19 protein-coding genes are annotated in these 22,396 nt (G+C 32.4%); 14 read left to right on the top strand and 5 right to left on the bottom strand.

Annotated elements, in window-relative coordinates; genetic code table 11:
• Positions 1-32: 32 nt before the first annotated feature.
• The 11 genes from ACNO7W_RS05280 (at position 33) to ACNO7W_RS05330 (ending at position 12,870) form a co-directional block, all read left to right on the top strand.
• Positions 33-1,199 carry an N-acetylmuramoyl-L-alanine amidase family protein gene (locus ACNO7W_RS05280; RefSeq protein WP_143387836.1) on the top strand — a complete coding sequence of 389 codons (1,167 nt, stop codon included), beginning with the start codon at positions 33-35 and terminating at the stop codon, positions 1,197-1,199.
• A gap of 50 nt (positions 1,200-1,249) precedes the next feature.
• A complete protein-coding gene (locus tag ACNO7W_RS05285; RefSeq protein ID WP_143387837.1) occupies positions 1,250-2,215 on the top strand; it encodes an MlaD family protein in 966 nt (321 codons plus the stop codon).
• Positions 2,216-2,219: 4 nt separating this feature from the next.
• Positions 2,220-3,551 carry a 4Fe-4S dicluster domain-containing protein gene (locus ACNO7W_RS05290; protein ID WP_417937306.1) on the top strand — a complete coding sequence of 444 codons (1,332 nt, stop codon included), beginning with the start codon at positions 2,220-2,222 and terminating at the stop codon, positions 3,549-3,551.
• Between the two features lie 191 nt (positions 3,552-3,742).
• Entirely contained in the window at positions 3,743-4,534 is a 792-nt protein-coding gene (locus ACNO7W_RS05295) for a (Fe-S)-binding protein (protein ID WP_314897780.1), read from the top strand.
• A 63-nt stretch (positions 4,535-4,597) separates the two neighbouring features.
• Positions 4,598-5,080, top strand: a complete 483-nt coding sequence (locus ACNO7W_RS05300; RefSeq protein ID WP_417937307.1) for an ABC transporter ATPase — start codon at positions 4,598-4,600, stop codon at positions 5,078-5,080.
• A gap of 13 nt (positions 5,081-5,093) precedes the next feature.
• Positions 5,094-8,087 carry a glycoside hydrolase family 3 N-terminal domain-containing protein gene (locus tag ACNO7W_RS05305; protein ID WP_417937308.1) on the top strand — a complete coding sequence of 998 codons (2,994 nt, stop codon included), beginning with the start codon at positions 5,094-5,096 and terminating at the stop codon, positions 8,085-8,087.
• A 159-nt stretch (positions 8,088-8,246) separates the two neighbouring features.
• Positions 8,247-8,876 carry a phosphatase PAP2 family protein gene (locus ACNO7W_RS05310; RefSeq protein ID WP_417937309.1) on the top strand — a complete coding sequence of 210 codons (630 nt, stop codon included), beginning with the start codon at positions 8,247-8,249 and terminating at the stop codon, positions 8,874-8,876.
• A 21-nt stretch (positions 8,877-8,897) separates the two neighbouring features.
• Positions 8,898-9,152, top strand: a complete 255-nt coding sequence (locus ACNO7W_RS05315) for a hypothetical protein (RefSeq protein ID WP_417937310.1) — start codon at positions 8,898-8,900, stop codon at positions 9,150-9,152.
• A gap of 1 nt (position 9,153) precedes the next feature.
• Positions 9,154-11,178, top strand: a complete 2,025-nt coding sequence (locus ACNO7W_RS05320; protein WP_417937311.1) for a heavy metal translocating P-type ATPase — start codon at positions 9,154-9,156, stop codon at positions 11,176-11,178.
• 76 nt (positions 11,179-11,254) lie between these two features.
• Complete coding sequence (bshA, locus tag ACNO7W_RS05325; protein ID WP_143387845.1) at positions 11,255-12,388, top strand: N-acetyl-alpha-D-glucosaminyl L-malate synthase BshA; 1,134 nt, start codon at positions 11,255-11,257, stop codon at positions 12,386-12,388.
• 53 nt (positions 12,389-12,441) lie between these two features.
• Complete coding sequence (locus ACNO7W_RS05330; protein WP_143387846.1) at positions 12,442-12,870, top strand: protease complex subunit PrcB family protein; 429 nt, start codon at positions 12,442-12,444, stop codon at positions 12,868-12,870.
• Positions 12,871-12,922: 52 nt separating this feature from the next.
• Here the strand turns inward: ACNO7W_RS05330 and ACNO7W_RS05335 are convergent, their stop codons facing one another.
• Complete coding sequence (locus tag ACNO7W_RS05335; RefSeq protein WP_143387847.1) at positions 12,923-13,429, bottom strand: porin family protein; 507 nt, start codon at positions 13,427-13,429, stop codon at positions 12,923-12,925.
• Positions 13,430-13,948: 519 nt separating this feature from the next.
• On the opposite strand from ACNO7W_RS05335, the gene aroC reads away from it, so the two are divergent.
• The 3 genes from aroC (at position 13,949) to ACNO7W_RS05350 (ending at position 18,818) form a co-directional block, all read left to right on the top strand.
• Positions 13,949-15,013 (top strand): chorismate synthase, encoded by a 1,065-nt coding sequence (aroC, locus tag ACNO7W_RS05340; protein WP_143387848.1) that lies wholly within the window; start codon positions 13,949-13,951, stop codon positions 15,011-15,013.
• 68 nt (positions 15,014-15,081) lie between these two features.
• Positions 15,082-16,362 (top strand): dicarboxylate/amino acid:cation symporter, encoded by a 1,281-nt coding sequence (locus ACNO7W_RS05345; protein WP_417937312.1) that lies wholly within the window; start codon positions 15,082-15,084, stop codon positions 16,360-16,362.
• Between the two features lie 236 nt (positions 16,363-16,598).
• Positions 16,599-18,818 carry a response regulator gene (locus ACNO7W_RS05350; protein ID WP_417937313.1) on the top strand — a complete coding sequence of 740 codons (2,220 nt, stop codon included), beginning with the start codon at positions 16,599-16,601 and terminating at the stop codon, positions 18,816-18,818.
• An 82-nt stretch (positions 18,819-18,900) separates the two neighbouring features.
• On the opposite strand, the gene ACNO7W_RS05355 is transcribed toward ACNO7W_RS05350, so the two are convergent.
• The 4 genes from ACNO7W_RS05355 to ACNO7W_RS05370 all read right to left on the bottom strand — a co-directional run bounded on the left by ACNO7W_RS05355 (position 18,901) and on the right by ACNO7W_RS05370 (position 22,320).
• Positions 18,901-19,095 (bottom strand): hypothetical protein, encoded by a 195-nt coding sequence (locus ACNO7W_RS05355; RefSeq protein WP_417937314.1) that lies wholly within the window; start codon positions 19,093-19,095, stop codon positions 18,901-18,903.
• Between the two features lie 149 nt (positions 19,096-19,244).
• Entirely contained in the window at positions 19,245-19,721 is a 477-nt protein-coding gene (locus ACNO7W_RS05360; RefSeq protein ID WP_417937315.1) for an Hsp20/alpha crystallin family protein, read from the bottom strand.
• 175 nt (positions 19,722-19,896) lie between these two features.
• The gene (locus ACNO7W_RS05365; RefSeq protein ID WP_417937316.1) at positions 19,897-21,150 is read right to left on the bottom strand and encodes a DEAD/DEAH box helicase; all 1,254 of its coding nucleotides are present in this window, start codon (positions 21,148-21,150) and stop codon (positions 19,897-19,899) included.
• Between the two features lie 138 nt (positions 21,151-21,288).
• Positions 21,289-22,320 (bottom strand): formimidoylglutamase, encoded by a 1,032-nt coding sequence (locus ACNO7W_RS05370; RefSeq protein ID WP_143387854.1) that lies wholly within the window; start codon positions 22,318-22,320, stop codon positions 21,289-21,291.
• Positions 22,321-22,396: the final 76 nt, after the last annotated feature.

Raw genomic sequence — 22,396 nt, forward strand, 5'->3', positions numbered from 1 at the left:
TGGTGTTTTAATTAAAATTAACTTTTAGATTTATGCGTATCACATATAAAATAAAAATAATATTCATTCTACTTCTAACGACAGTTTCTTTTACAACGTATAGCCAATCCAATATATTTAGAGTAACCTTAGATGCGGGTCATGGAGCACATGATTTTGGTGCCGTATATGAAGGTCGTGTAGAAAAGAATATTGCTTTGGCTGTAGTTTTAAAAGTGGGGAAGATATTAGAGGCTACACCTAAAATTAGTGTTACATATACGCGAAAAACGGACGTATTTATTGATTTAATTGAAAGGGCAAATATAGCCAATAGATCTGACGCTAATATTTTTGTATCGATTCACTGTAATGCAAACAGAAATACTGCAGCTGATGGTACCGAAACTTATGTTATGGGTATGAATAAAGTAGCTTCTAACCTTGAAGCCGCGAAAAAAGAGAACTCTGTAATTACTTTGGAAAAAGATTACAAACAAAAATACGAAGGATTCGATCCTAACTCTCCAGAAACGATGATAGGAATGACTTTGATGCAAGAGGAATATTTAGACAACAGCATTTCTCTTGCAAGTAAAATTGAAGAAGAGTTTGCTGATTTAGGTAAAAAAATTAGAGGAGGAGGAGTTAAACAAGCCCCTTTTATGGTACTTCATAAGGCCTATATGCCAAGAGTATTAATAGAAATGGGATTTATTTCTAATTCTATTGAGGGAAATACTTTAAATTCGGAGGAAGGTCAAAATGAAATCGCTAAAGCCATTGCAGATGCTATTGTAAGTTATAAGAGCGATTATTATGGAAATGGAGAAACTGAGATTTTTGATGAAAAACCATCACAGAAAATTATTGATAAGCCAATAAAAGATACTTCATCTCCGGTAAAGCCTAAAGTAAATTTAAATTCTTCGGAAGTTAAAAAAACAATAAAAAACGCAGATAATTCATCGGCTTTATTCAAAGTGCAACTTTCTGCCAGTGTTAGAAAAGTGGAATTAGCGCCTAAAAATTTTAAAGGATTGAAAAATATTTCTGTAGCATATGATAACAGAGTCTACAAATACATGTACGGAGAAACTCCGGATTATGATGAGGCAAAAAAGCAATTGCAGGAAGCAAAAGAAAAAGGATATGATTCGGCTTTTTTAATTGCATTTAAAAATGGAGAAAAAATTAGTATTCAAGAAGCACTTAAATAATAATAACAAGTTAAAATATTTTATATTAATTTTGCACAAACATTTATATTTTGAAAATAACAAGAGAAATTAAAACTGCTATATTAGTCATTGCATCTATTTTATTATTCATTTGGGGCTACAGTTTTTTAAAAGGAAGGGATCTTTTTACAAATTACAAAACATTTTATGTAGAATATGAAAGTGTAGAAGGATTAGCTACATCGGCACCTGTAACACTAAACGGCTTGGTTATAGGTAAAGTAAACAGTATTACAATAAATGAAAACACAGGAATATTATTGGTTGAATTACAATTAAAAACGGATTTCCCTATATCTAAATCCAGTACCGCTTCTATTTATGAGCCTGGATTTATTGGTGGAAAACAAATTGCAATCAATCCGAATTTTAATGATAAAACCCTAGCTGTTGATGGTCAAAAATTACAGGGAACCACAAAATTAGGACTTACTGATAAAGTTGGGGATAAATTAGCTCCTCTTCAGGAAAAATTAGAAAAGATAATGGCTAACACGGATAAACTATTATCAGGTATTAACAATGTTTTGGATAAAAACGGGCAAGAAAATTTGAAGGTTAGTTTAGCCGAGTTAAGTAAGACTATTGAGCAATTTCACAAAGCTACCGTAAGTGTTAATACATTATTAGATGATAATAAAGCTAAAATAGAAGGAGCTGTAACGAACTTTAATAAAATATCAGGTGACTTTTCTAAAATATCTGATTCATTGAGCAAAGCAGATCTAGGAAAAACTGTAAAAAATCTAAATAAAACGTTAGCTAGAGTTGATGGTATTATGAGTGGTTTGGAATCAGGAAAAGGTTCTATGGGTAAATTATTAAACGATGAGGCTTTTTATGAAAATATAAAAGCAACAACCAGAGAATTAGAATTATTATTGCAAGATATAAGATTGTCTCCAACAAGGTATGTTAATGTTTCTTTATTTGGAAAGAAAAATAAACCTTATGTTGCACCGATAAATGATTCTATAATAAAAGAAAAAAACTAACAAAATGAGCTATTTAGACAATATATTGTTTGCCATATTATTAGCTATTGGGTTTGGTTATTTTTATATTAATGTAAAAAAAATCATTCGAAATATAAATCTTGGTGCAGCCATAAACCGAAAAGACAACGCTAAAGCACGTTGGAAAAACATGGCTATGATTGCACTTGGTCAATCTAAAATGGTAAAAAAACCTGTTGCAGGTGTGCTTCATATTATTGTTTATGTAGGTTTTGTAATCATCAATATTGAGTTATTGGAAATAATTATTGATGGTCTTTTTGGTACTCATAGAGTTTTTGCTTTTTTAGGGACTTTATATAATGTATTAATTGCCTCATTTGAAATATTGGCACTTTTAGTTTTAGTAGCTGTTTTTACTTTTTGGATTAGAAGAAATATAATCAAATTGCAACGATTTTCAAGTACGGATTTGAAAGGTTCTCCAGAAAGGGATGCTAATTATATTCTTTATTTTGAAGTTGTTTTGATGGTATTGTTTTTATTAATGAATGCTTCCGATTTGCACTTACAAAACATACCCGGTGGCTTTTCTCATTTTATCAAAGCAGGTTCATTTCCAATAAGTCAATTTATAGAACCATTGTTTAACGGAATGTCAAATGAATTAGTGATGCTTCTTACAGAAATATTTTGGTGGTTGCATATTACGGGTATTTTGATTTTTATGAACTATCTGTATTTTTCAAAACACTTACATATATTATTGGCATTTCCTAATACCTATTTTGCAAATTTAAACCCACAAGGTCAATTTGATAATCTGGAATCAGTTACTAAAGAAGTGAAAATGATGATGGATCCTAACGCTGATCCATTTGCGGCAGTACCAGTTAACGAAAACGAAGTACCAGGTAAGTTTGGAGCAAGTGATGTTCAGGATTTAAATTGGGTACAGTTATTGAACGCTTATACCTGTACTGAATGTGGTCGTTGTACCTCTTCTTGTCCTGCCAATATAACAGGGAAAAAATTGTCCCCTCGTAAAATAATGATGGATACAAGAGATAGACTGGAAGAAGTAGGACGAAATATTGATGCCAATAAAGGTATTTTTGTACCGGATAATAAATCATTATTGAACGATTATATTACACCAGAAGAGCTTTGGGCTTGCACTTCCTGTAATGCATGTGTAGAGGAATGTCCGGTAAATATAAGTCCTCTATCTATTATTATGGATATGCGACGCTATTTAGTAATGGAGCAAAGTGCGGCTCCAATGCCAATAAATGCGATGATGAGCAATATAGAAAATAACGGGGCACCTTGGCAATACAATCAGCAAGACCGATTGAATTGGAAAAACGAATAGTTCCCCACCCCAGCCCTCCCCGAAGGGGAGGGAGTTAAAACTGGAAAGTAGGAGTAAATAATAACAATGCAATAATAACGCAATAATAATTTTAAAGCATACAAAAACAATCCAGTAACACATTCCAATCTCGGCTCCCTCCCCTTCGGGGAGGGTTGGGGAGGGGAAAATAACCGAATCAACAAAATAGTATGTCAGAGAATTTAATAGTGCCAACTATGGCCGAAATGTTAGCTCAAGGTAAACAACCAGAAGTTTTGTTTTGGGTAGGTTGTGCAGGAAGTTTTGATGATAGAGCAAAAAAAATTACTAAGGCATTTGTACGAATTTTAAATCGTACAAATGTCTCTTTTGCAGTGCTTGGTACAGAAGAAAGTTGTACTGGCGATCCAGCCAAAAGAGCGGGTAATGAGTTCTTGTTTCAAATGCAAGCCATGATGAATATTGAGGTTTTAAATGCATATGAAGCAAAAAAAATTGTTACGGCTTGTCCGCATTGTTTTAATACGCTCAAAAATGAGTATCCTGAATTAGGTGGAAAATATGAAGTAGTTCATCATACAGAGTTTTTAAAATCTTTGTTGGATGATGGAAGATTGACCATTGAAGGAGGACAATTTAAAGGAAAACGAATTACTTTTCATGATCCTTGCTATTTAGGAAGAGCCAATAATGTATATGAAGCGCCAAGAGATTTGATTCTTAAATTGGATGCCGAATTAGTAGAAATGAAACGTTCTAAAGCAAACGGATTATGTTGTGGTGCTGGTGGTGCCCAAATGTTTAAAGATGCCGAGCCTGGAAACAAGGAAGTCAATATTGAAAGAACTGAAGAAGCATTAGAAACAAAACCAGAAATAATCGCTGCTGGTTGCCCTTTTTGTAATACTATGATGACTGATGGTATTAAAAATAAAGAAAAAGAAGGCGAAGTAAAAGTAATGGACATTGCCGAATTGATTGCCAATGCCCAAGATTTGTAATAAAGTATTGATTCAATATTTATTACTTTTTTATTTAAAATTCACAATTTATAATTAAATATCATGTACGTTCCATTTGAAAATTTACCCGAAGAATCCAAAATCTGGATTTATCAATCGAACAGAAAGTTTTCGGATGCCGAATTTTCCGAAATTGAGACTGCCTTGCAATCTTTTCTTGAGGGTTGGGCGGCTCATGGTACCAGTTTAGAATCGTCCTACCAATTAAAATACAACCGATTTATTATTATCGCTGTAAATCAAGATGTTCAGGCTGCAACGGGTTGTTCTATAGATTCCTCTGTAGAATTTATTCAAAGTTTAGAACAAAAATACAGTGTAGATTTATTGGATAAAATGAATGTGACTTTCAAATTAGGGGAGCATATTGCGCACAAGCCCCTTATTGATTTCAAAAAGATGGTAAAAGATAAAGCAGTTACTGAAAATACTATAGTTTTCAATAATTTAGTTAATACTATAGAAGAATATAATGAATCCTGGGAAGTTCCTGCCATGGACAGCTGGCATAGTCGCTTTTTTTAAACAAAATAGTTCAATGAAAAAAACAGGCATCAAAATTGTTTTTTTTTATGTCTTATTTCTTTTTGTTGCTACTAGTTGTGTTGGTACAAAAATTAATAAGAATAAAGTGATTTTAACCAACGTTCCGTCCAAAACAGAAAATTTGGACAGTATAAATTCAAGTAATACGCCGAAACTTTTTGAATTGTCACCCGAAGGTAATAAGTGGGTCGATAGTCTCTATAATGCTATGACTTTAGAGGAAAAATTAGGGCAGTTATTTATGGTTGCCGCTTATTCTAATAAAGATACCGTACACTTCAACGCAATTGATAAACTGATACAGGAAAACAAAATTGGAGGATTAATTTTCTTCCAAGGAGGTCCGGTTCGTCAAGTAAAACTTATTAATCGTTTTCAATCTAAATCAAAAATCCCATTGTTTATTGGTAATGATGCGGAATGGGGTTTGAATATGCGACTTGATTCGACCTCTAGATATCCATGGAATATGACTCTTGGAGCCATTCAGGATATGAAATTGTTAGAGAAAGTTGGTGTCCAAATGGGCAAACAAAGCAAGCGATTGGGATTACAATTTAATTTTGCTCCAGTTCTCGATATCAATACGAATCCCAGAAATCCCATTATAGGTTTTCGTTCTTTTGGTGAAGATAAATTCAAGGTTACTGAGCGAGCTATAGCTCTAATGAAAGGAGTTCAAAGCCAGGGAATATTTTCGACTGGTAAGCATTTTCCGGGGCATGGCGATACTGAAATTGATTCTCATAAGGGATTGCCAACGATTAATTTTTCTAAGGAAAGATTAGAACAAGTAGAGTTTTACCCCTATAAAAAAATGTTTCACGAAGGACTTTCCTCAGTTATGGTGGCACATTTAAATGTACCTAGTTTAGAGATAAGGCCTAATTTTCCTTCTTCAATTTCCTATAATGTGGTAACCAATATTCTTCAAAAAGAATTGGGATTCAAAGGACTTATTTTTACCGATGCTTTGAATATGAAAAGTGTAAGTAACTTCAAGTTGCCTGGCGAAATTAATTTTGAAGCTTTTATGGCTGGAAATGATGTATTATTATTTCCTGAAAATGTTCCGATAGCAATTGAAAAATTTAAACTTGCTTATTCGGCTAATTTATTTTCAGCCGAAAGATTGGCTTTTTCTGTAAAGAAAATATTAAAATTCAAATATAAAGCGGGTTTAAACTCTTATAAACCTATTGCAACAGATAATTTATATAACGATTTAAATTCATCTGAAAATGATGCTTTACAGTATGAATTGTATGAAAATGCAGTTACAGTTCTAAAAAATACGGCTTTTGTTTTACCAATAAAAAGTTTGGACAAACAAAAAATAGCTTACGTAAAAATAGGAGATGATAACAATGATGCTTTTGTTTCGACTTTGAAGAAATACACCGAAGTAACTGTAATTGCAGATACTAATCTGGACAGTTTACAAGTAAAATTACAACCGTTTACAACTGTAATCATTGGATACCACAAATCGGATGTTGCTTTTAAAAACGAGGATTTAAAATCAAATGAATTATTTAAGATAAATTTTTTAGCCAAAAATAATAATGTAATTCTGGATGTTTTTGCCAAACCATATTCATTATTACCTTTTGCAAATTTTGATGCTATCGAAGGAATGGTCGTTTCCTATCAAAATAGTGCTATTGCACAAGTCGTTTCGGCAGAATTAATTTTTGGAGCGATTGAAGCTAAAGGAAAATTACCGGTTTCTATCAATTCAAGTTTCAAAGTAAATGATGGATTAGTAACCGAAAAATTAAATCGATTAGGATTCACAACTCCTGAAAATGTAGGGATGAATTCTACGATTTTGTCAAAAATTGATGGCATCGCCAATAAAGCGATTAATGCTAAAATGACACCGGGAATTCAGGTTTTGGTAGCGAGAAACGGGAAAGTGATCTATCAAAAATCGTTTGGACATCATACCTATGATAAAACTTTGAAGGTTCAAAATTCAGATATTTATGATGTTGCATCGTTGACAAAAATTTTGGCTACTTTACCTAATGTGATGCTGCAATACGATCAGCAGAAAATAAATTTAGAAACGACATTAGGATCTATGTGCCCTATTTTTAAAGATTCGAATAAGCAAAATATCAATTTCAAGGATTTATTGTCTCATTATGCCGGGCTTGCTGCAGGGATTCCATTTTATAAAGCAGCCATTGACAAATCAAAATCTTCTGAAACTTATTTTAGGAAGATTCCTGATAGTCAGTTTTCTAAGCAATTGGGAGATAGTCTTTTTATAAGAAATGATTTTAGCGACACGATTATGAAAATGATTGTTAAAAGTAAAGTATCATTGAAAAAAGAATACAAATACAGTGATCTTACTTTTATGATTTTGAAAGATTATTTAGAAAAAACAACGGGTAAAACATTAGATGTTTTAATTCAAGAGAATTTCTATCGCTCACTTGGAATGAATAATTCCAGTTTCAATCCATTAGCTAAATTTGATAAAAACAGAATTCCTCCAACAGAAACAGATACGTATTTCCGTCGTCAACTTTTGCAAGGTTATGTCAATGATTTGTCGGCTGCATTAGAAGGTGGAGTTTCGGGTCATGCCGGAGTTTTTTCGAATGCCATGGATGTGGCTAAAATAATGGAGCTTTATTTGCAAAAAGGAAGTTACGGTAATCAGCGGTATTTTTCTGAAAAAACATTTGAAGATTTCAATACGTGTTATTTTTGTGCTGCAGGGAATAGGAGAGGTGTTGGTTTTGATAAACCACAATTGGGTATTGAAGGACCTACATGCGGTTGTGCTTCGATGACAAGTTTTGGGCACACCGGTTATACAGGAACGATGGCTTGGGCTGATCCTGAAACTAAAATCGTCTATGTATTTTTATCCAACAGAACTTTTCCAATTGCTGCCGAAAATAGATTATCTAAAGAAAACATTCGTGAAGATATCCAGAAGGTGATTTATGAAGCGATTGTAAACTAGCGCAATTTTGACGGAATAATTAGGCTATAGTCCAAATGGAATTAGGAAACAATTTCATTTGGACTATTTCTATTAAAATGGCTTTTGTGAATTTTATTTGAAGTATTTAGTTCCAAATTTTACCGTGTATTATATTATATTTGATATAAAAAGAGTTTAATGAAAAATAAAAAGAAGGTTTTTGCAAAAGTGAATTTAATTGTGTTGCTTTTTTGCATGACTTTTGTAAGTGCCCAAAATATTGATATAAATATTTTACGGGATATTAATGTAGATAGAAATAAAAACTTAGATCCCACTTTTAAGTTAGTAACTAATAGTGCGGTTCCATTCAGTGTTGCAACTCCCCTTATTATTTACTCTGTTGGATTAATAAAGAAAGATAGTACAATCAAAAAACAGGCGATTTTTATTGGTGAAACATTTTTAGTGAATGCATTTGTTACCACTGCATTGAAACATACGGTAAAAAGGAACAGACCATTTGAAACCTATCAAGATATTGACAAAGCAACAACGTCACTGGGTGATTCATTTCCTTCAGGTCATACTTCTTTAGCTTTTGCAACAGCAACATCATTGAGCATGGCGTATCCCAAATGGTATGTGATTGCCCCCTCATTTGTATGGGCAAGTGCTATTGCTTATTCTCGGATGCATTCAGGAGTTCATTATCCAAGTGATGTGGTAGCAGGAGCAATTATAGGAAGCGGCTCGGCTTATCTTAACTATAAAGTGAATAAATGGATTAATAAAAAAAGATCTAAAAAGATAAGTGACTATAAATAGAGGTTAAGATTATTAATTAAAATGAAACTGTTCAAAGTGAAAATATTTAATTATATAACAAAAACAGTCTGGATACTAGCATTGGTAAGTTTGTTTACTGATATGGCTAGCGAAATGCTTTACCCTATAATGCCTATTTATCTTAAATCTATTGGTTTTTCAATAGTTTTAATTGGTGTTTTAGTGGGCTTTGCTGCAACATTTATAACTACAGCAATAATGACACTTTTGGTTATTATTTATTTCACTTTTTTTATTAAGGATAAAATTATTTAAAATGATACACAAACATAAAGACGAAGCTGGCGGCAAACAATCGTGCTGTGCTTTAGACGAAAAAACGGATACTAAAACAGACGATGATGTGGGATGTTGTTCTTCTCATGGCGAGCCGGAAAATCACTCTGATGACGGACACGATCACGACCATTCAAACTATAGCCAAAGTGTTTTTGGAATGTTTGTACCTTCAATAATAAGTTTAGTAGTATTGCTAATTGCGTTACTATTTGATAATTTTTTTCCTCAATCCTGGTTTAGCGGTTGGGTTAGAATTGCGTGGTATATAATAGCCTATTTACCTGTTGGATTTCCAGTGTTCAAAGAAGCATTGGAAGCCATAAAAAAAAGAGAAATTTTCACGGAATTTTTATTGATGACCATTGCCACTTTAGGAGCCTTCTATATTGGTGAATATCCCGAAGGTGTTGCTGTAATGCTGTTTTATGCCGTTGGCGAAGTGTTTCAAACATTAGCAGTTCAAAGAGCAAAATCAAACATCAAATTCTTATTAGACCAAAGACCGGATACTGCAACTGTAATGGAAGGTGAAAATGCCATTTCTAAAAAAGCATCCGAAATCACCATTGGAGAAATCATTCAATTAAAACCGGGAGAAAAATTAGCATTAGACGGAAAATTACTTTCTGATACAGCCTCGTTCAACACCGCGGTGCTAACAGGAGAAAGTAAGCCAGATACCAAACAAAAAGACGCAACGGTTCTTGCCGGAATGATAAATCTCAATACAGTTGTTCTTGTCGAGGTAACTACGGCCTACACCGATAGTAAATTATCTAAAATTCTCGAAATGGTGCAAGATGCAACAGCCAAAAAAGCACCAACTGAATTATTCATTAGAAAATTTGCCAAAATCTATACGCCAGTAGTCGTATTTCTGGCAATCGGGATTTGTTTACTTCCAATGCTATTTGTCGAAAACTACGATTTTAATGACTGGTTGTACAGGGCATTAATTTTCCTGGTAATTTCTTGTCCTTGTGCGTTGGTAATTTCCATTCCATTAGGCTATTTCGGTGGTATTGGAGCAGCAAGTAAAAATGGAATTTTATTCAAAGGGTCAAATTTTCTTGATCTAATGGCTTCCGTTCAGGTAATCGTTATGGACAAAACAGGAACATTGACCAAAGGCGTTTTCAAAGTTCAAAAAGTAGTTGCCGTGGGTATTCTCGAAGCCGATTTAGTAAAATATACAGCCGCGCTTGAAACCAAATCGACGCATCCGGTTGGAACAGCTATTATTGAATATGCAAAAGGTTCAGAAAAAAATACAACCGTTACTGATGTAGAAGAAATTGCAGGACACGGACTTAAAGGAAAAGTGGACGGAAACGAAATCTTGGCAGGAAATATAAAACTGATAAAAAAATTCAATATCAGTTATGATCCCGAAATCGACAACACCCCTTTTACAATTATCGTTATTGCAATCAATCAAAAATATGCCGGCTATTTTCTAATTGCTGACGAGATTAAAGAAGATGCAAAAGAAGCAGTTCAAAGTTTACACAAAATAAATATTAAGACCATAATGCTTTCAGGCGATAAACAAGCAGTAGTTTCAGCAATTGCCAAAGAATTAAACATTGACCAGGCTTTTGGAGATTTGTTACCCGAAAACAAAATCCAAAAAGTTGAAGAGCTTAAAAAGCAAAACCTAAGAATTGCCTTTGTGGGTGATGGGGTAAACGATGCGCCGGTTGTAGCCCTTGCCGATGCCGGAATTGCAATGGGTGGTTTAGGAAGCGATGCCACTATCGAAACTGCCGACATCGTTATTCAAAACGACCAGCCCACGAAAATTTTTACAGCAATAAATATTGGTAGAAAAACAAAACAAATCGTTTGGCAAAACATTGGGTTGGCATTCACAGTAAAAGCAATTGTACTGGTTCTTGGCGCCGGTGGATTAGCCACGATGTGGGAAGCCGTTTTTGCCGATGTTGGCGTGGCTTTATTAGCGATTTTAAATGCCGTAAGAATTCAACGGATGAAATTTTAAGTTTGAAACTATTTAACTTAAATTTCCATAAAACCCATTCCTATTTTTATTAATTTCGTTTCATTAAAATACATACATGAAAATTGCAATAGTTTGTTATCCTACCTTTGGAGGAAGTGGTGTTGTCGCTACAGAATTAGGTCTTGAATTGGCACGGCGTGGTCATGAAATACATTTTATAACCTACAGTCAGCCCGTACGTTTGGCTCTTTTAAATCCAAATGTACATTACCACGAAGTTAATGTTCCTGAATATCCATTATTTCATTACCAACCTTACGAATTGGCTTTGTCAAGTAAATTGGTTGATATGGTAAAGTTATATAAAATAGAATTACTCCATGTGCATTATGCCATTCCGCATGCTTATGCAGGCTATATGGCAAAACAAATGTTGAAGGATGAAGGAATTAATATTCCAATGGTAACAACGCTTCACGGAACTGATATCACCCTTGTTGGGAATCATCCATTTTATAAACCTGCTGTAACTTTCAGTATAAATAAATCTGATTTTGTTACTTCGGTTTCCCAAAGTTTGAAAGACGATACCCTTAAATTATTTAATATAAAAAATGAAATTGAGGTCATTCCTAATTTTATAGAATTGGATAAAAACGTCAATGATCCTACTATTGCTTGTCATCGTTCCATAATGGCAAAGGAAAATGAGCGAATAATAACTCATATAAGTAATTTTAGAAAAGTAAAACGAATTCCTGATGTGATTAAAATTTTCTATAATATTCAAAAAGAGATCCCCGCTAAATTGATGATGGTAGGTGACGGTCCGGAAAAAGAAAAAGCGGAATATTTATGTCAGGAATTAGGCATAGTGGACAAAGTGATATTCTTTGGTAATAGTAATGAAATTGATAAAATTTTAAGCTATACTGATTTATTCTTGTTGCCCTCTGAAACCGAAAGTTTCGGGCTTGCTGCACTAGAAGCCATGGCTTGGCGAGTACCGGTAATTTCGAGTAATTCGGGAGGCTTATCAGAAGTGAATTTTGAGGGTATTTCAGGATATTTGAGTGATGTGGGCAATACAGATGAAATGGCTCAGAATGCACTAAAAATTTTAAGAGATGATACAACTCTTGCTAAATTCAAAGAAAATGCACTATCAGTTGCAAAGAAATTTGACATTAAAAACATTTTGCCTTTGTATGAGAAATTATATCAAAAAGCGATAAATAAATATGCATAAGGTTACTTTTTTAAATGGACTCTTAATTTAATGTATAAAAATCAAAAAATAAAATGAAAAAATTACCACTGTTATTTTTTGGTATATTATTGGTTTCCTGTGGAGCTTCTACTACAAAAAGCACTGATAAAAGACCCTTGTTTGAAGTTTTGACCCAACAAACTGATGGAGGAGCAAGCATTCGCTTTTTTGAGATTCTTTCAGAGCCAAATGAAATTAAAATGTTGCAAAATGACGAAAATCTAAAAGATAAAATTAGTCCAAATGATATTCAGACTTCTAATTTCATTGTTTTAAATATGGGCGAAAAAACATCTGGAGGCTATTCTATAGGAATTGATAATGCAGTTGAAACAGATAAAAATATTATTGTTACTGTAAAAGAAACTAATCCTGAACCTGGCGGAATGGTTACACAAGCTTTTACAAATCCTTTTTGTGTAGTCAGAATAAACTCTAAAAAAGAGATTATTATTAAATAAAAAAACGCCACTATTTCTAGTGGCGTTTTAAGTATATTTATTTGGGTAAATATTAGAATTGGTATCTAAGACCTAAAGCAATATCAGAACCATAATTGTTTTCGTAATATCCATTTCCTCCAAACTCAGGTCTGAAATCTAATGAAATTAACAAAGGAATGTCAAAATTGTATTCAATACCAATATCTCCAGCAGCAAATACAAACGTTTCATTAAATGAATTGTTGTCATTGTCATCGTAATTGTAGCTTCCTACACCACCACCTACACCAGCATACCAGTTGAAACCACCATCAATGTTCCATACCCATTGGTACAAAGCTGCTAATTTTACTGCATTGTCATCAAAACCACTATTGTTGTAGTTACTTCTGTTTCTCCAACCTAAATCAAGTTCAAGTCTATTGTTGCTTCCTAATGCTCTTTGGTAAGAAAGTTCTCCACCAAAACCATTATTACCACCTAAACGTAATCCCAATGCGTTTTTCGAAATGTCTTGTGCTTGTGCGGTAAATGCTAATCCAATTAACATTATTGCCGATAAAATGATTTTTTTCATAAGTTAAGTATTTGTTAATACAAAGGTATACTTAAGTTACATATGAAGGTTATAAAATTTTACAGAAAAGTTATATAATTTACACTTTTTGCAATTTTTAAGATTTTAATAACGAAAATCAAATTAAAACATTTTGTTTAGAAAAATTGTTAAAGCAACCAATTGATTGTTCAATATGTCCACTATTTCAAAAGGGTTTTCTTCTACGTATCCGAGTAATTTTATAATTTTCAGCACTTTTTTATTTCATTCTATGTAGTTAAGTTCTTAACCCAATTTTATAAATCCCTTAACGTGCTTATTATATAACGACTAATTTGACTTTTATTTTTTCAATAGATTATAATTCAAGTTTAACAAATTAATGTAATAACCTTTTAGATTAAAGGTTAAGAAAAGGTATTTAATGTTAATCCAATGGCAATAAATCCACATTTTTTTTAAAACTTTATCTTGAAATCTCGGGATAAAGTTTTAAACGTTGAACTAAAATAGTACTTTTGTTCAAAACTTAATATAATGGCAGGAAATAGCTACGGAACACTATTTAGAATAACAACTTTTGGAGAATCACATGGGGAAGCTTTAGGTGGAATAATCGATGGTTGCCCTTCTGGAATAACAATAGATCTAGAAGCAATTCAATTAGAAATGTCAAGAAGAAAACCAGGTCAATCGGCAATTGTTACCCAAAGAAAAGAACCGGATGACGTACAATTTCTATCAGGAATTTTTGAAGGCAAAACCACAGGAACACCTATAGGTTTCATAATTCCTAATACCAATCAAAAATCAGATGATTATTCCCATATAAAAGATAATTACAGACCAAGTCATGCTGATTATGTATATGAAAAAAAATATGGAGTGCGTGATTATCGTGGCGGTGGACGTAGTTCTGCTCGTGAAACTGCTAGTAGAGTAGTTGCGGGAGCTATAGCAAAACAAATGTTACCGGAAATCAAAATCAATGCTTACGTTTCTTCTGTAGGTCCTATTTTTTTAGAAAAACCATACCAAGAATTAGATTTCTCTAAAACGGAAAGCAACCCCGTTCGCTGTCCTGATGAAGCATCAGCTATAATCATGGAGGAATATATTCGTGATATTCGCAAACAAGGCGATACCGTGGGAGGAACCGTAACTTGCGTGATTCAAAATGTGCCTATTGGTTTAGGAGAACCTGTTTTTGACAAACTTCATGCTGAACTTGGTAAAGCAATGCTTTCTATAAATGCCGTAAAAGGATTTGAATTTGGAAGCGGTTTTTGTGGAGCCAAAATGAAAGGAAGCGAACACAATGATTTATACAACCCTGATGGAACAACTAAAACCAATCTTTCAGGTGGAATTCAAGGTGGAATAAGCAACGGAATGGACATCTATTTCCGTGTGGCTTTCAAGCCAGTGGCAACCATTATGCAAAAACAAGAATCACTGGACAATAAAGGAAATATCACTGAAATGACAGGAAAAGGTCGTCATGATCCTTGCGTAGTTCCCCGCGCAGTTCCTATTGTAGAGGCTATGGCGGCAATTGTTCTAGCTGATTTTTATTTAATCAATAAAACCTATATAAAATAGAATTGCATACTCAGTATTTTGACGAGCTAAATCCTGAGCCATAACCTTGAAATTAATATGCTAATTTAATGACTACAACCACAACAAAGAAACCATCATTTTTCTCAGGCCTTACAGGGCAAATTCTAATAGCAATGTTCTTAGGTGCTGTTTTAGGAATTATTATTCATAATTCAATTTCAGCAGAAGCTGCCCAATCCTTTAGCGGTAAAATAAAAATGCTGGCTACAGTTTTCATTCGATTGGTTCAAATGATAATTTCTCCATTAGTATTCACAACTCTAGTTGTTGGAATAGCTAAATTAGGAGATATCAAAGCGGTAGGTAGAATAGGTGGTAAAGCATTAGCTTGGTTTTTTACAGCCTCATTTATATCCTTGTTATTGGGGATGTTTTTTGTAAACATACTTGAGCCAGGTGTTGGACTTAATTTGACAAATGTTGATTTAGCTGCTGCATCAGAAGTGACCGCAAAAACTCAAAGCATATCTTTCGAAAACTTTATAGAACACATTGTGCCAAAAAGTATTTTTGAGGCAATGGCAACAAATGAAATTTTACAAATTGTTATTTTTTCTATTTTCTTCGGCTTAGCGGCAGCAGCTTTAGGGGACTACGTGAAACCAGTTGTAAATGCTTTAGACAAAACTTCCCATATTGTTTTAAAAATGGTGAACTATGTAATGAAATTTGCCCCAATAGGTGTTTTTGGAGCCATTGCGGGTGTATTTGCAGTAAGGGACTTTCAGGAATTAGCAATCACATACTTTAAATTTTTTGGCTCTTTCTTAATTGGAATTTCATCAATTTGGGTTGTGTTAATCCTTATTGGGTATATTTTTCTTAAAAGTAGAATGACAGTTTTACTTAAAAGAATTGTAGATCCTATAATCATTGCTTTTGGAACAACAAGTAGCGAAGCCGTTTTTCCTAAGCTTACAGAAGAATTGGAACGTTTTGGAGTAAAAGATAGAATTGTTTCTTTCATGTTACCACTGGGTTATTCTTTTAATTTAGATGGGAGTATGATGTATATGACTTTTGCCAGTATTTTTATTGCTCAAGCGTATGGAATTGATTTGGATTTGGGAACACAAATGACGATGCTTTTAGTTTTGATGCTAACCAGTAAAGGAATTGCAGGTGTACCAAGAGCGAGTTTAGTAGTGGTAGCGGCAACATGTGGTATGTTTGATATTCCAATTGAAGGAATCGCTTTAATTTTACCAATAGATCATTTTTGTGATATGTTTCGTAGTGCAACTAATGTTTTAGGGAATGCATTAGCTACATCAGTTGTAGGACAATGGGAAGTTGAAGATGAGCATGAAATGGCAGTGTCTGAATAATAGTAAAAAATTTATTTTATAGAAATAGTAAGCCTATTTGATTTTTTCAAATAGTTTTTTTTTGTTCATTATACTAATTCATTCCGGTTCTGAGTGACTGCTATATTTTTACTTTTTGCTTTTATTTTTTTTAAAATCCATATTTTACATTCTGATTTTTGATTTTATGATATTATTAACAAACACAACTCTTTTCTTATTAATATATTGTATATTTGGCTCAAGAATAGCAACATATGTATCAAATCAGAATCATTTTATTACTATTGACATTAAATATTTTTAATGTTAATTGTTATTCTTTAACTCCAACTCCCTCAAAAAAAGAAATTACAAAACTAGCAAAACAAGCGTCTAAATACTTGAGAGCTGCTAATTTTGAAAAATCTTTAATAACATCAAGACTTGTTTTACATCATGCTATAAATGCTAAGGATAATAATCTTGTTGCCAATTCCTATAATACAATTGCGGCAAATTATGAGAAATTATCAGAATATGATAAAGCCATTTTTTTTTATAAAAAAGGATTGTCATATGCTAATAAAACTGACAATGACACTATAAAAGGCTGGATAAACAATAATTTAGGAAATATATATTGTTTTGAAAAAAAACAATATAAAAAAGGAATAAATTATTATAAAAATTCATTAGATTACAGTAAAAAATTAGCTGATACAAGCCAGATTGTTTTGACAAAACTCAATATCACATGGGCTTATTTTGATATTGGCCTTTTTGATAAAGGTTTCCCATATTTAAAATTCATCAATAAATACCATGAAGAATATGGAGATGAAAGAACGATTGTGGCGTTAAATATGCTCAATGGAATGTATTATGGGTTTAAAGGGGAGTATAAAATAGCTACTTCTTCTTTTTTGAATGGTATAAAATTAGGAAACGAAGGAAATGATAAATCAGATTTATCATATACTCACCAAGAGTATTCAAAATATTTATTAAAAAACGGAGATTACAAAAAGGCATACGAAAACCTTGCTCTTTATAATAAAATTACGGAAGAACTCTTTAATAAAGAGATCCTTAAAAAGGCAAATATAGTGGGTATTAATCTCGAGTTAGATGAATATAAAAGAGAGATTGAGAAAATTGAAATTGAGAAAGATTTACAATATCAAAGTTTGAGAAAATCCAGAATCATCGTCCTATTGTTTGTCATTATATTAGGTGTTTTATTACTGCTGCTTTATACTTTGTATAAAAATAATAATTTCAAGAAAAAAAACAATAAAGAACTTTCTCTTGCTAATGACAAATTGGTTATTGCGAAAGAGAAGGCAGAGGAGGCATCAGTACTAAAATCACAATTTGTCTCTACTATAACCCATGAATTAAGAACTCCTTTATATGGAGTGGTAGGGATTACTAACATGCTGTTAGACGAGCATAAAGAATTGGCTAACAGTCCACATTTGAGTTCCCTTAAATTTTCAGCCAGATATTTATTGTCACTTGTTAATGATGTTCTTCAAATTAATAAAATTGAAGAAAACAGGATAGTACTTGAAAATTTGACATTCAATATCTCGGATGAGATAAATATGATTAAAAACTCATTATCATTTATTGCAAAAAATAATAATAATTTTATCATTGTCAATATAGATCCGGCAATTCCTGAATATTTAATCGGAGATAAATTAAGGCTTTCCCAAATAATTATAAATTTAGTAAGTAATGCTCTAAAATTCACCAAAAATGGAGAAGTATTTATTGATGTGAATTTGGAGAAAATTATTGATAAGTCACATTTTATCGAGTTTAAGATCAAGGACAATGGAGTAGGAATAGCCTTTGAAGATCAAGATAAGATTTTTGAAAAATTTGTTCAGGTTGGAAGAAAAGAAGTAGATTATCAAGGAACGGGTTTAGGGTTATCTATCGTAAAGCGTTTACTTGGTTTATTTGGAAGTGATATTGCGCTCGAAAGTGCAATAGGTGTGGGGACAGAATTTACATTTACAATTGCTTTTGAATTTGATCCTGAGAAAACCAATGAAATAATAAATGATATTCCAGTGGATTTATCTTCAAACAAACAATTGAAAGTTTTAGTGGTTGAAGACAATAAGATTAATCAAATTGTTACTGAAAAAATTCTCAAAAAAAACAATTACAAATGTACCCTCGTGGATGATGGATACCAGGCTATAAAATTACTTGAAGATGAAATTTTTGATGTTATATTAATGGATATCAATATGCCTTTAATTAATGGTTTTGAAACATCAAGAAGAATTCGTTTTAAAGGTATAAAAACTCCTATTGTTGCATTAACAGCATTTGATAAAGAGGAGATTATTGAAGAAGCTATTTCAGCCGGAATAGATGATATTATTGTAAAACCTTTTGACTCCGTTAAATTATTTAAAATCATCAATGTTTTACTGTCAAAAAATAAAAACCACGATTTAACACCCGTTTTTTAGTTTTGATTTAGAAGATGATTGTATCACAATTTCATTTTAATATTGGTTCTATTTCATATAAAGTGTATGTACAACATGTTTTCTAAATAAAAAGCACTTCGTTTTCTTTGGAATACATTAGTAATAATAATGGATTTGGTGTTTTTTTATTTCCCGAAGCTTCAAGAGTGATTGTTGTTTCAAATTTTGAATGAGTCAATTGATACTCTTTTTTTTGTATATTTTTGTAATCTATTAAAGATTGATCTTTTTTTGAAAAATATTTTGACGTCTTCATAATATCACTTTTTGATGTTATTTAAATTGTCTTTTAATAAAGTTGAGTAGGGAGGGAACTAATGATTCAAAATTAAAATCGTTAAACCAGTTGCTTAAAATGGTCCAACGATTTTAATTATTGTTTAATAAAAGATATTAAACAATTTTTTATTTGATAGCAATAGTTTTATGCGCTTTTTTCTTGGCGCCTTCTTTTTTAGCAATAACAATATGAAGAATTCCATCTTTGTAACTTGCCTCTATTTTACTTTCATCTATATATTCCGGTAAATTGAAAGATCTGAAAAAGGATTGATAATTAAATTCTTTTCTAATGTAATTATCTTTTTTTCTTATTTCTTCTTTCTCCTCTTCTTTTTCTGAAGAAATCATAAGCATGTTGTTGTCAATTTCAACTTTGAAATCTTCTTTTTTCATACCTGGAGCTGCCAAATCTACTTCTAATTTATTCTCTGTTTCTTTTAAGTTTACAGAAGGTAAATTACTGCCAAGGGCTGTAAAATTTTTATCTGCCCAATCAAAAAGATCTCTAGATACAAAATCATCAAAAAATGTGTTCACTGACGGAAATAAGCCAGTATTAATCAAAGGGAATGAACTGTTTCTTTTAACTAAATTTTCCATAATTTTTAATTTTTAATGTTTAAATAAGTTAAGTCAAATTTAATAAAATTATTTGCTTTAAAATATTAATTAACACACAAAACGTTGAATGTAAGTGGATTAACGGCAAAATGCCTTTTTAACTAAAGTTAAAAAGGCATTTCTTACAGCGGAAAATTTAGTTTTGGAGAAGTTATTAATACCAGCGTTTCTTATTTTGTTTTGAAACCTCTGATTTTCTGGATTTATGCGCTCCACCACTTCGATTTGAATTTTTTTGCGCAGCAGCAGGGGCTGTTTCCGGACTTCCTGAATGCCAAGGATACGGATGATCATTTACTGTTTTTACATCCACTTTTATTAGTTTCTGGATGTCTTTCCAATAGGCATGTTCATCTTTACTGCAAAAAGAAATTGCAATACCTCCATTTCCTGCACGACCGGTTCTGCCAATTCTATGAACATACGTTTCAGGAATATTTGGTAAATCAAAATTAATTACAAATGGCAATTGGTCAATATCAATTCCTCGTGCTGCAATATCCGTAGCTACTAAAACACCGACTTCTTTGTTTTTGAAAGCGTCCAAAACGCGTTGTCTTGCATTTTGTGATTTGTCACCATGTATGGCTTCAGCGGCAATATTGTTTTTTCGTAATGCTTTTACAACATTATCGGCACCGTGTTTGGTTCTGGAAAAAACCAAAACATCGGATAGGTTTTCATTTTTAATTAAATGATATAGTAAATTTCTTTTTTCTGTTTTTTCAACAAAATAAACGCGTTGTTCTACATTTTCGGCAGTAGATGATACTGGTGAAACAGTTACTGTTGCAGGATCTGTTAGAAACATTTCGGCTAATTCTCTAATGGCAATTGGCATTGTTGCAGAGAAAAATAATGTTTGTCTATTCTTTGGCGTAAGCTTTACAATTTTTTTTACATCATTTACAAATCCCATATCAAGCATTTGATCCGCTTCATCAAGAACTAAAGTATGTAAATGATCTAAATCAATAAAACCTTGCTTGTGTAAATCAAGTAATCTTCCAGGCGTTGCTACCAAAATATCAACACCATTTCTTAAAGTATCAACTTGAGGATTTTGCGAAACTCCACCAAAAATGGTCAGTTGAGTCAAGTTGGTATATTTTCCATACGTATCAAAGCTTTGTCCAATTTGGACCGCTAATTCTCGGGTCGGAGTAACAACTAAAGCACGAATTTGTTTGGCTTTCTTTGAAGAACCTACAATTCGGTGTAATTGATGTATAATTGGAATAGCAAATGCGGCTGTTTTTCCTGTTCCTGTTTGTGCACAACCTATTAAATCGCGTCCTGATAATACTAGCGGAATAGATTGTTCTTGAATAGGAGTAGGGTTGGTGTAGCCTTGTTCAAATACGGCTTTTTGTATACTTTTTGAGAGCGATAAGTCTTCGAATAACATAATTTTGGTATTAAATATCTTGTATTAAGTACATAGATAGTTTTGCAAAGATAGTATTAATATTTTTGATGGCTATTTATATGGTATTCTCGAAAGATTTTTTGGAGTTTTAAAGAAGAAATTCAGCAATAAAATGAACTATTGATTATTAGCTTTAATAAAATCGGTTACAAGATAGCCTATAAGTTTACCTATTAAATGATTGTTTTTTTCTTCTCCTAAATCTGGTGCGCCTTCGCAAATATGTAAATAAGTTGCATTTTTATTTTTTGCAAAATAGGATATAAATTGTCTAAGTTGTTCCACTGAGAAACCACTTAAAGTCATCGCACTGCAAGCGATGTTTGGAATTGCATCTAAATCAATTTCAATTCCGAAAAAATCGTCATTTATAAATTCTAAAGCATGAGCCATTTCCTGATTAAACTCTTTTTCTTTTCGGATGTTTACACTATCATAGGTGTTATAGCGCACACGGTCTTCCAATTTTTTTATTATGTCCAAGACACTCTTGGAAGTGTAATTTTCGTGTAAACCAAAAATAAAATATTTTTTCAAAAAGCCTTCTTCGTAAGCATACGAAAAACCATTACCGCTGTGTCGTCCTTCTAAAATTCTAAAATCAGAATGGGCATCAAAATTAATGGCATTTATAGGTTTACCTTTGGCAAGTGCAGATCCTTTTATATTTCCATAGGCATTATTATGTCCTCCACCGATAACTATTGGTGTTTTTCCTAATTTTATAATGTTAAAAATAATATGAGAAACATCCTTATCAATTTTTTCTACCAGTTGACTCAATTTAGAACGATCGTCAATGTCATTAAAATCTAAATGTTCCACTTCTCTCATTTCCTCACTAACGTTTAATTGCCCCAAGACAATCAATTGGCTTCCTTTGCAAAAACGATTATGCTGAATGTTAGCAATGCTTTTTATGGCACTATCCCAAGCTGATGCAGCACCAGGTCTACCAAAATTAGCTCTAATCCCTATGTCTTCCGGTACTCCCAATAGTACGTATTTTGCGTCGCAAGTTTTTAGAAACGCAATAGGATCAGCCTCTTTTGGTATGGTTATCATTTTTTCTCCAAATTTTATTTCGCCACTTCTGTGGTTTGTAATTTTTGCAAGATCATTGATAGTAAACGGGATAATTTTTTCCATTAAAAAAAATATTTTTCCCAAAAATAATATAATTGTATTAACTTACGTTACAAGATGGTTATATATTGTTAAATTT

Origin of the sequence: Flavobacterium sp. ZB4R12, assembly GCF_048276375.1 — a bacterium.
GTDB lineage: Bacteria > Bacteroidota > Bacteroidia > Flavobacteriales > Flavobacteriaceae > Flavobacterium > Flavobacterium gawalongense.

What these genes read in the sequence shown, in the direction of transcription:
- ACNO7W_RS05280 (WP_143387836.1), top strand. Translation starts at nt 33, where the DNA reads ATGCGTATCACATATAAAATAAAAATAATATTCATTCTACTTCTAACG.
- ACNO7W_RS05290 (WP_417937306.1), top strand. Translation starts at nt 2,220, where the DNA reads ATGAGCTATTTAGACAATATATTGTTTGCCATATTATTAGCTATTGGG.
- ACNO7W_RS05295 (WP_314897780.1), top strand. Translation starts at nt 3,743, where the DNA reads ATGTCAGAGAATTTAATAGTGCCAACTATGGCCGAAATGTTAGCTCAA.
- ACNO7W_RS05300 (WP_417937307.1), top strand. Translation starts at nt 4,598, where the DNA reads ATGTACGTTCCATTTGAAAATTTACCCGAAGAATCCAAAATCTGGATT.
- ACNO7W_RS05305 (WP_417937308.1), top strand. Translation starts at nt 5,094, where the DNA reads ATGAAAAAAACAGGCATCAAAATTGTTTTTTTTTATGTCTTATTTCTT.
- ACNO7W_RS05310 (WP_417937309.1), top strand. Translation starts at nt 8,247, where the DNA reads ATGAAAAATAAAAAGAAGGTTTTTGCAAAAGTGAATTTAATTGTGTTG.
- ACNO7W_RS05315 (WP_417937310.1), top strand. Translation starts at nt 8,898, where the DNA reads ATGAAACTGTTCAAAGTGAAAATATTTAATTATATAACAAAAACAGTC.
- ACNO7W_RS05320 (WP_417937311.1), top strand. Translation starts at nt 9,154, where the DNA reads ATGATACACAAACATAAAGACGAAGCTGGCGGCAAACAATCGTGCTGT.
- bshA (WP_143387845.1), top strand. Translation starts at nt 11,255, where the DNA reads ATGAAAATTGCAATAGTTTGTTATCCTACCTTTGGAGGAAGTGGTGTT.
- ACNO7W_RS05330 (WP_143387846.1), top strand. Translation starts at nt 12,442, where the DNA reads ATGAAAAAATTACCACTGTTATTTTTTGGTATATTATTGGTTTCCTGT.
- ACNO7W_RS05335 (WP_143387847.1), bottom strand. Translation starts at nt 13,429, where the DNA reads ATGAAAAAAATCATTTTATCGGCAATAATGTTAATTGGATTAGCATTT.
- aroC (WP_143387848.1), top strand. Translation starts at nt 13,949, where the DNA reads ATGGCAGGAAATAGCTACGGAACACTATTTAGAATAACAACTTTTGGA.
- ACNO7W_RS05345 (WP_417937312.1), top strand. Translation starts at nt 15,082, where the DNA reads ATGACTACAACCACAACAAAGAAACCATCATTTTTCTCAGGCCTTACA.
- ACNO7W_RS05350 (WP_417937313.1), top strand. Translation starts at nt 16,599, where the DNA reads ATGTATCAAATCAGAATCATTTTATTACTATTGACATTAAATATTTTT.
- ACNO7W_RS05355 (WP_417937314.1), bottom strand. Translation starts at nt 19,095, where the DNA reads ATGAAGACGTCAAAATATTTTTCAAAAAAAGATCAATCTTTAATAGAT.
- ACNO7W_RS05360 (WP_417937315.1), bottom strand. Translation starts at nt 19,721, where the DNA reads ATGGAAAATTTAGTTAAAAGAAACAGTTCATTCCCTTTGATTAATACT.
- ACNO7W_RS05365 (WP_417937316.1), bottom strand. Translation starts at nt 21,150, where the DNA reads ATGTTATTCGAAGACTTATCGCTCTCAAAAAGTATACAAAAAGCCGTA.
- ACNO7W_RS05370 (WP_143387854.1), bottom strand. Translation starts at nt 22,320, where the DNA reads ATGGAAAAAATTATCCCGTTTACTATCAATGATCTTGCAAAAATTACA.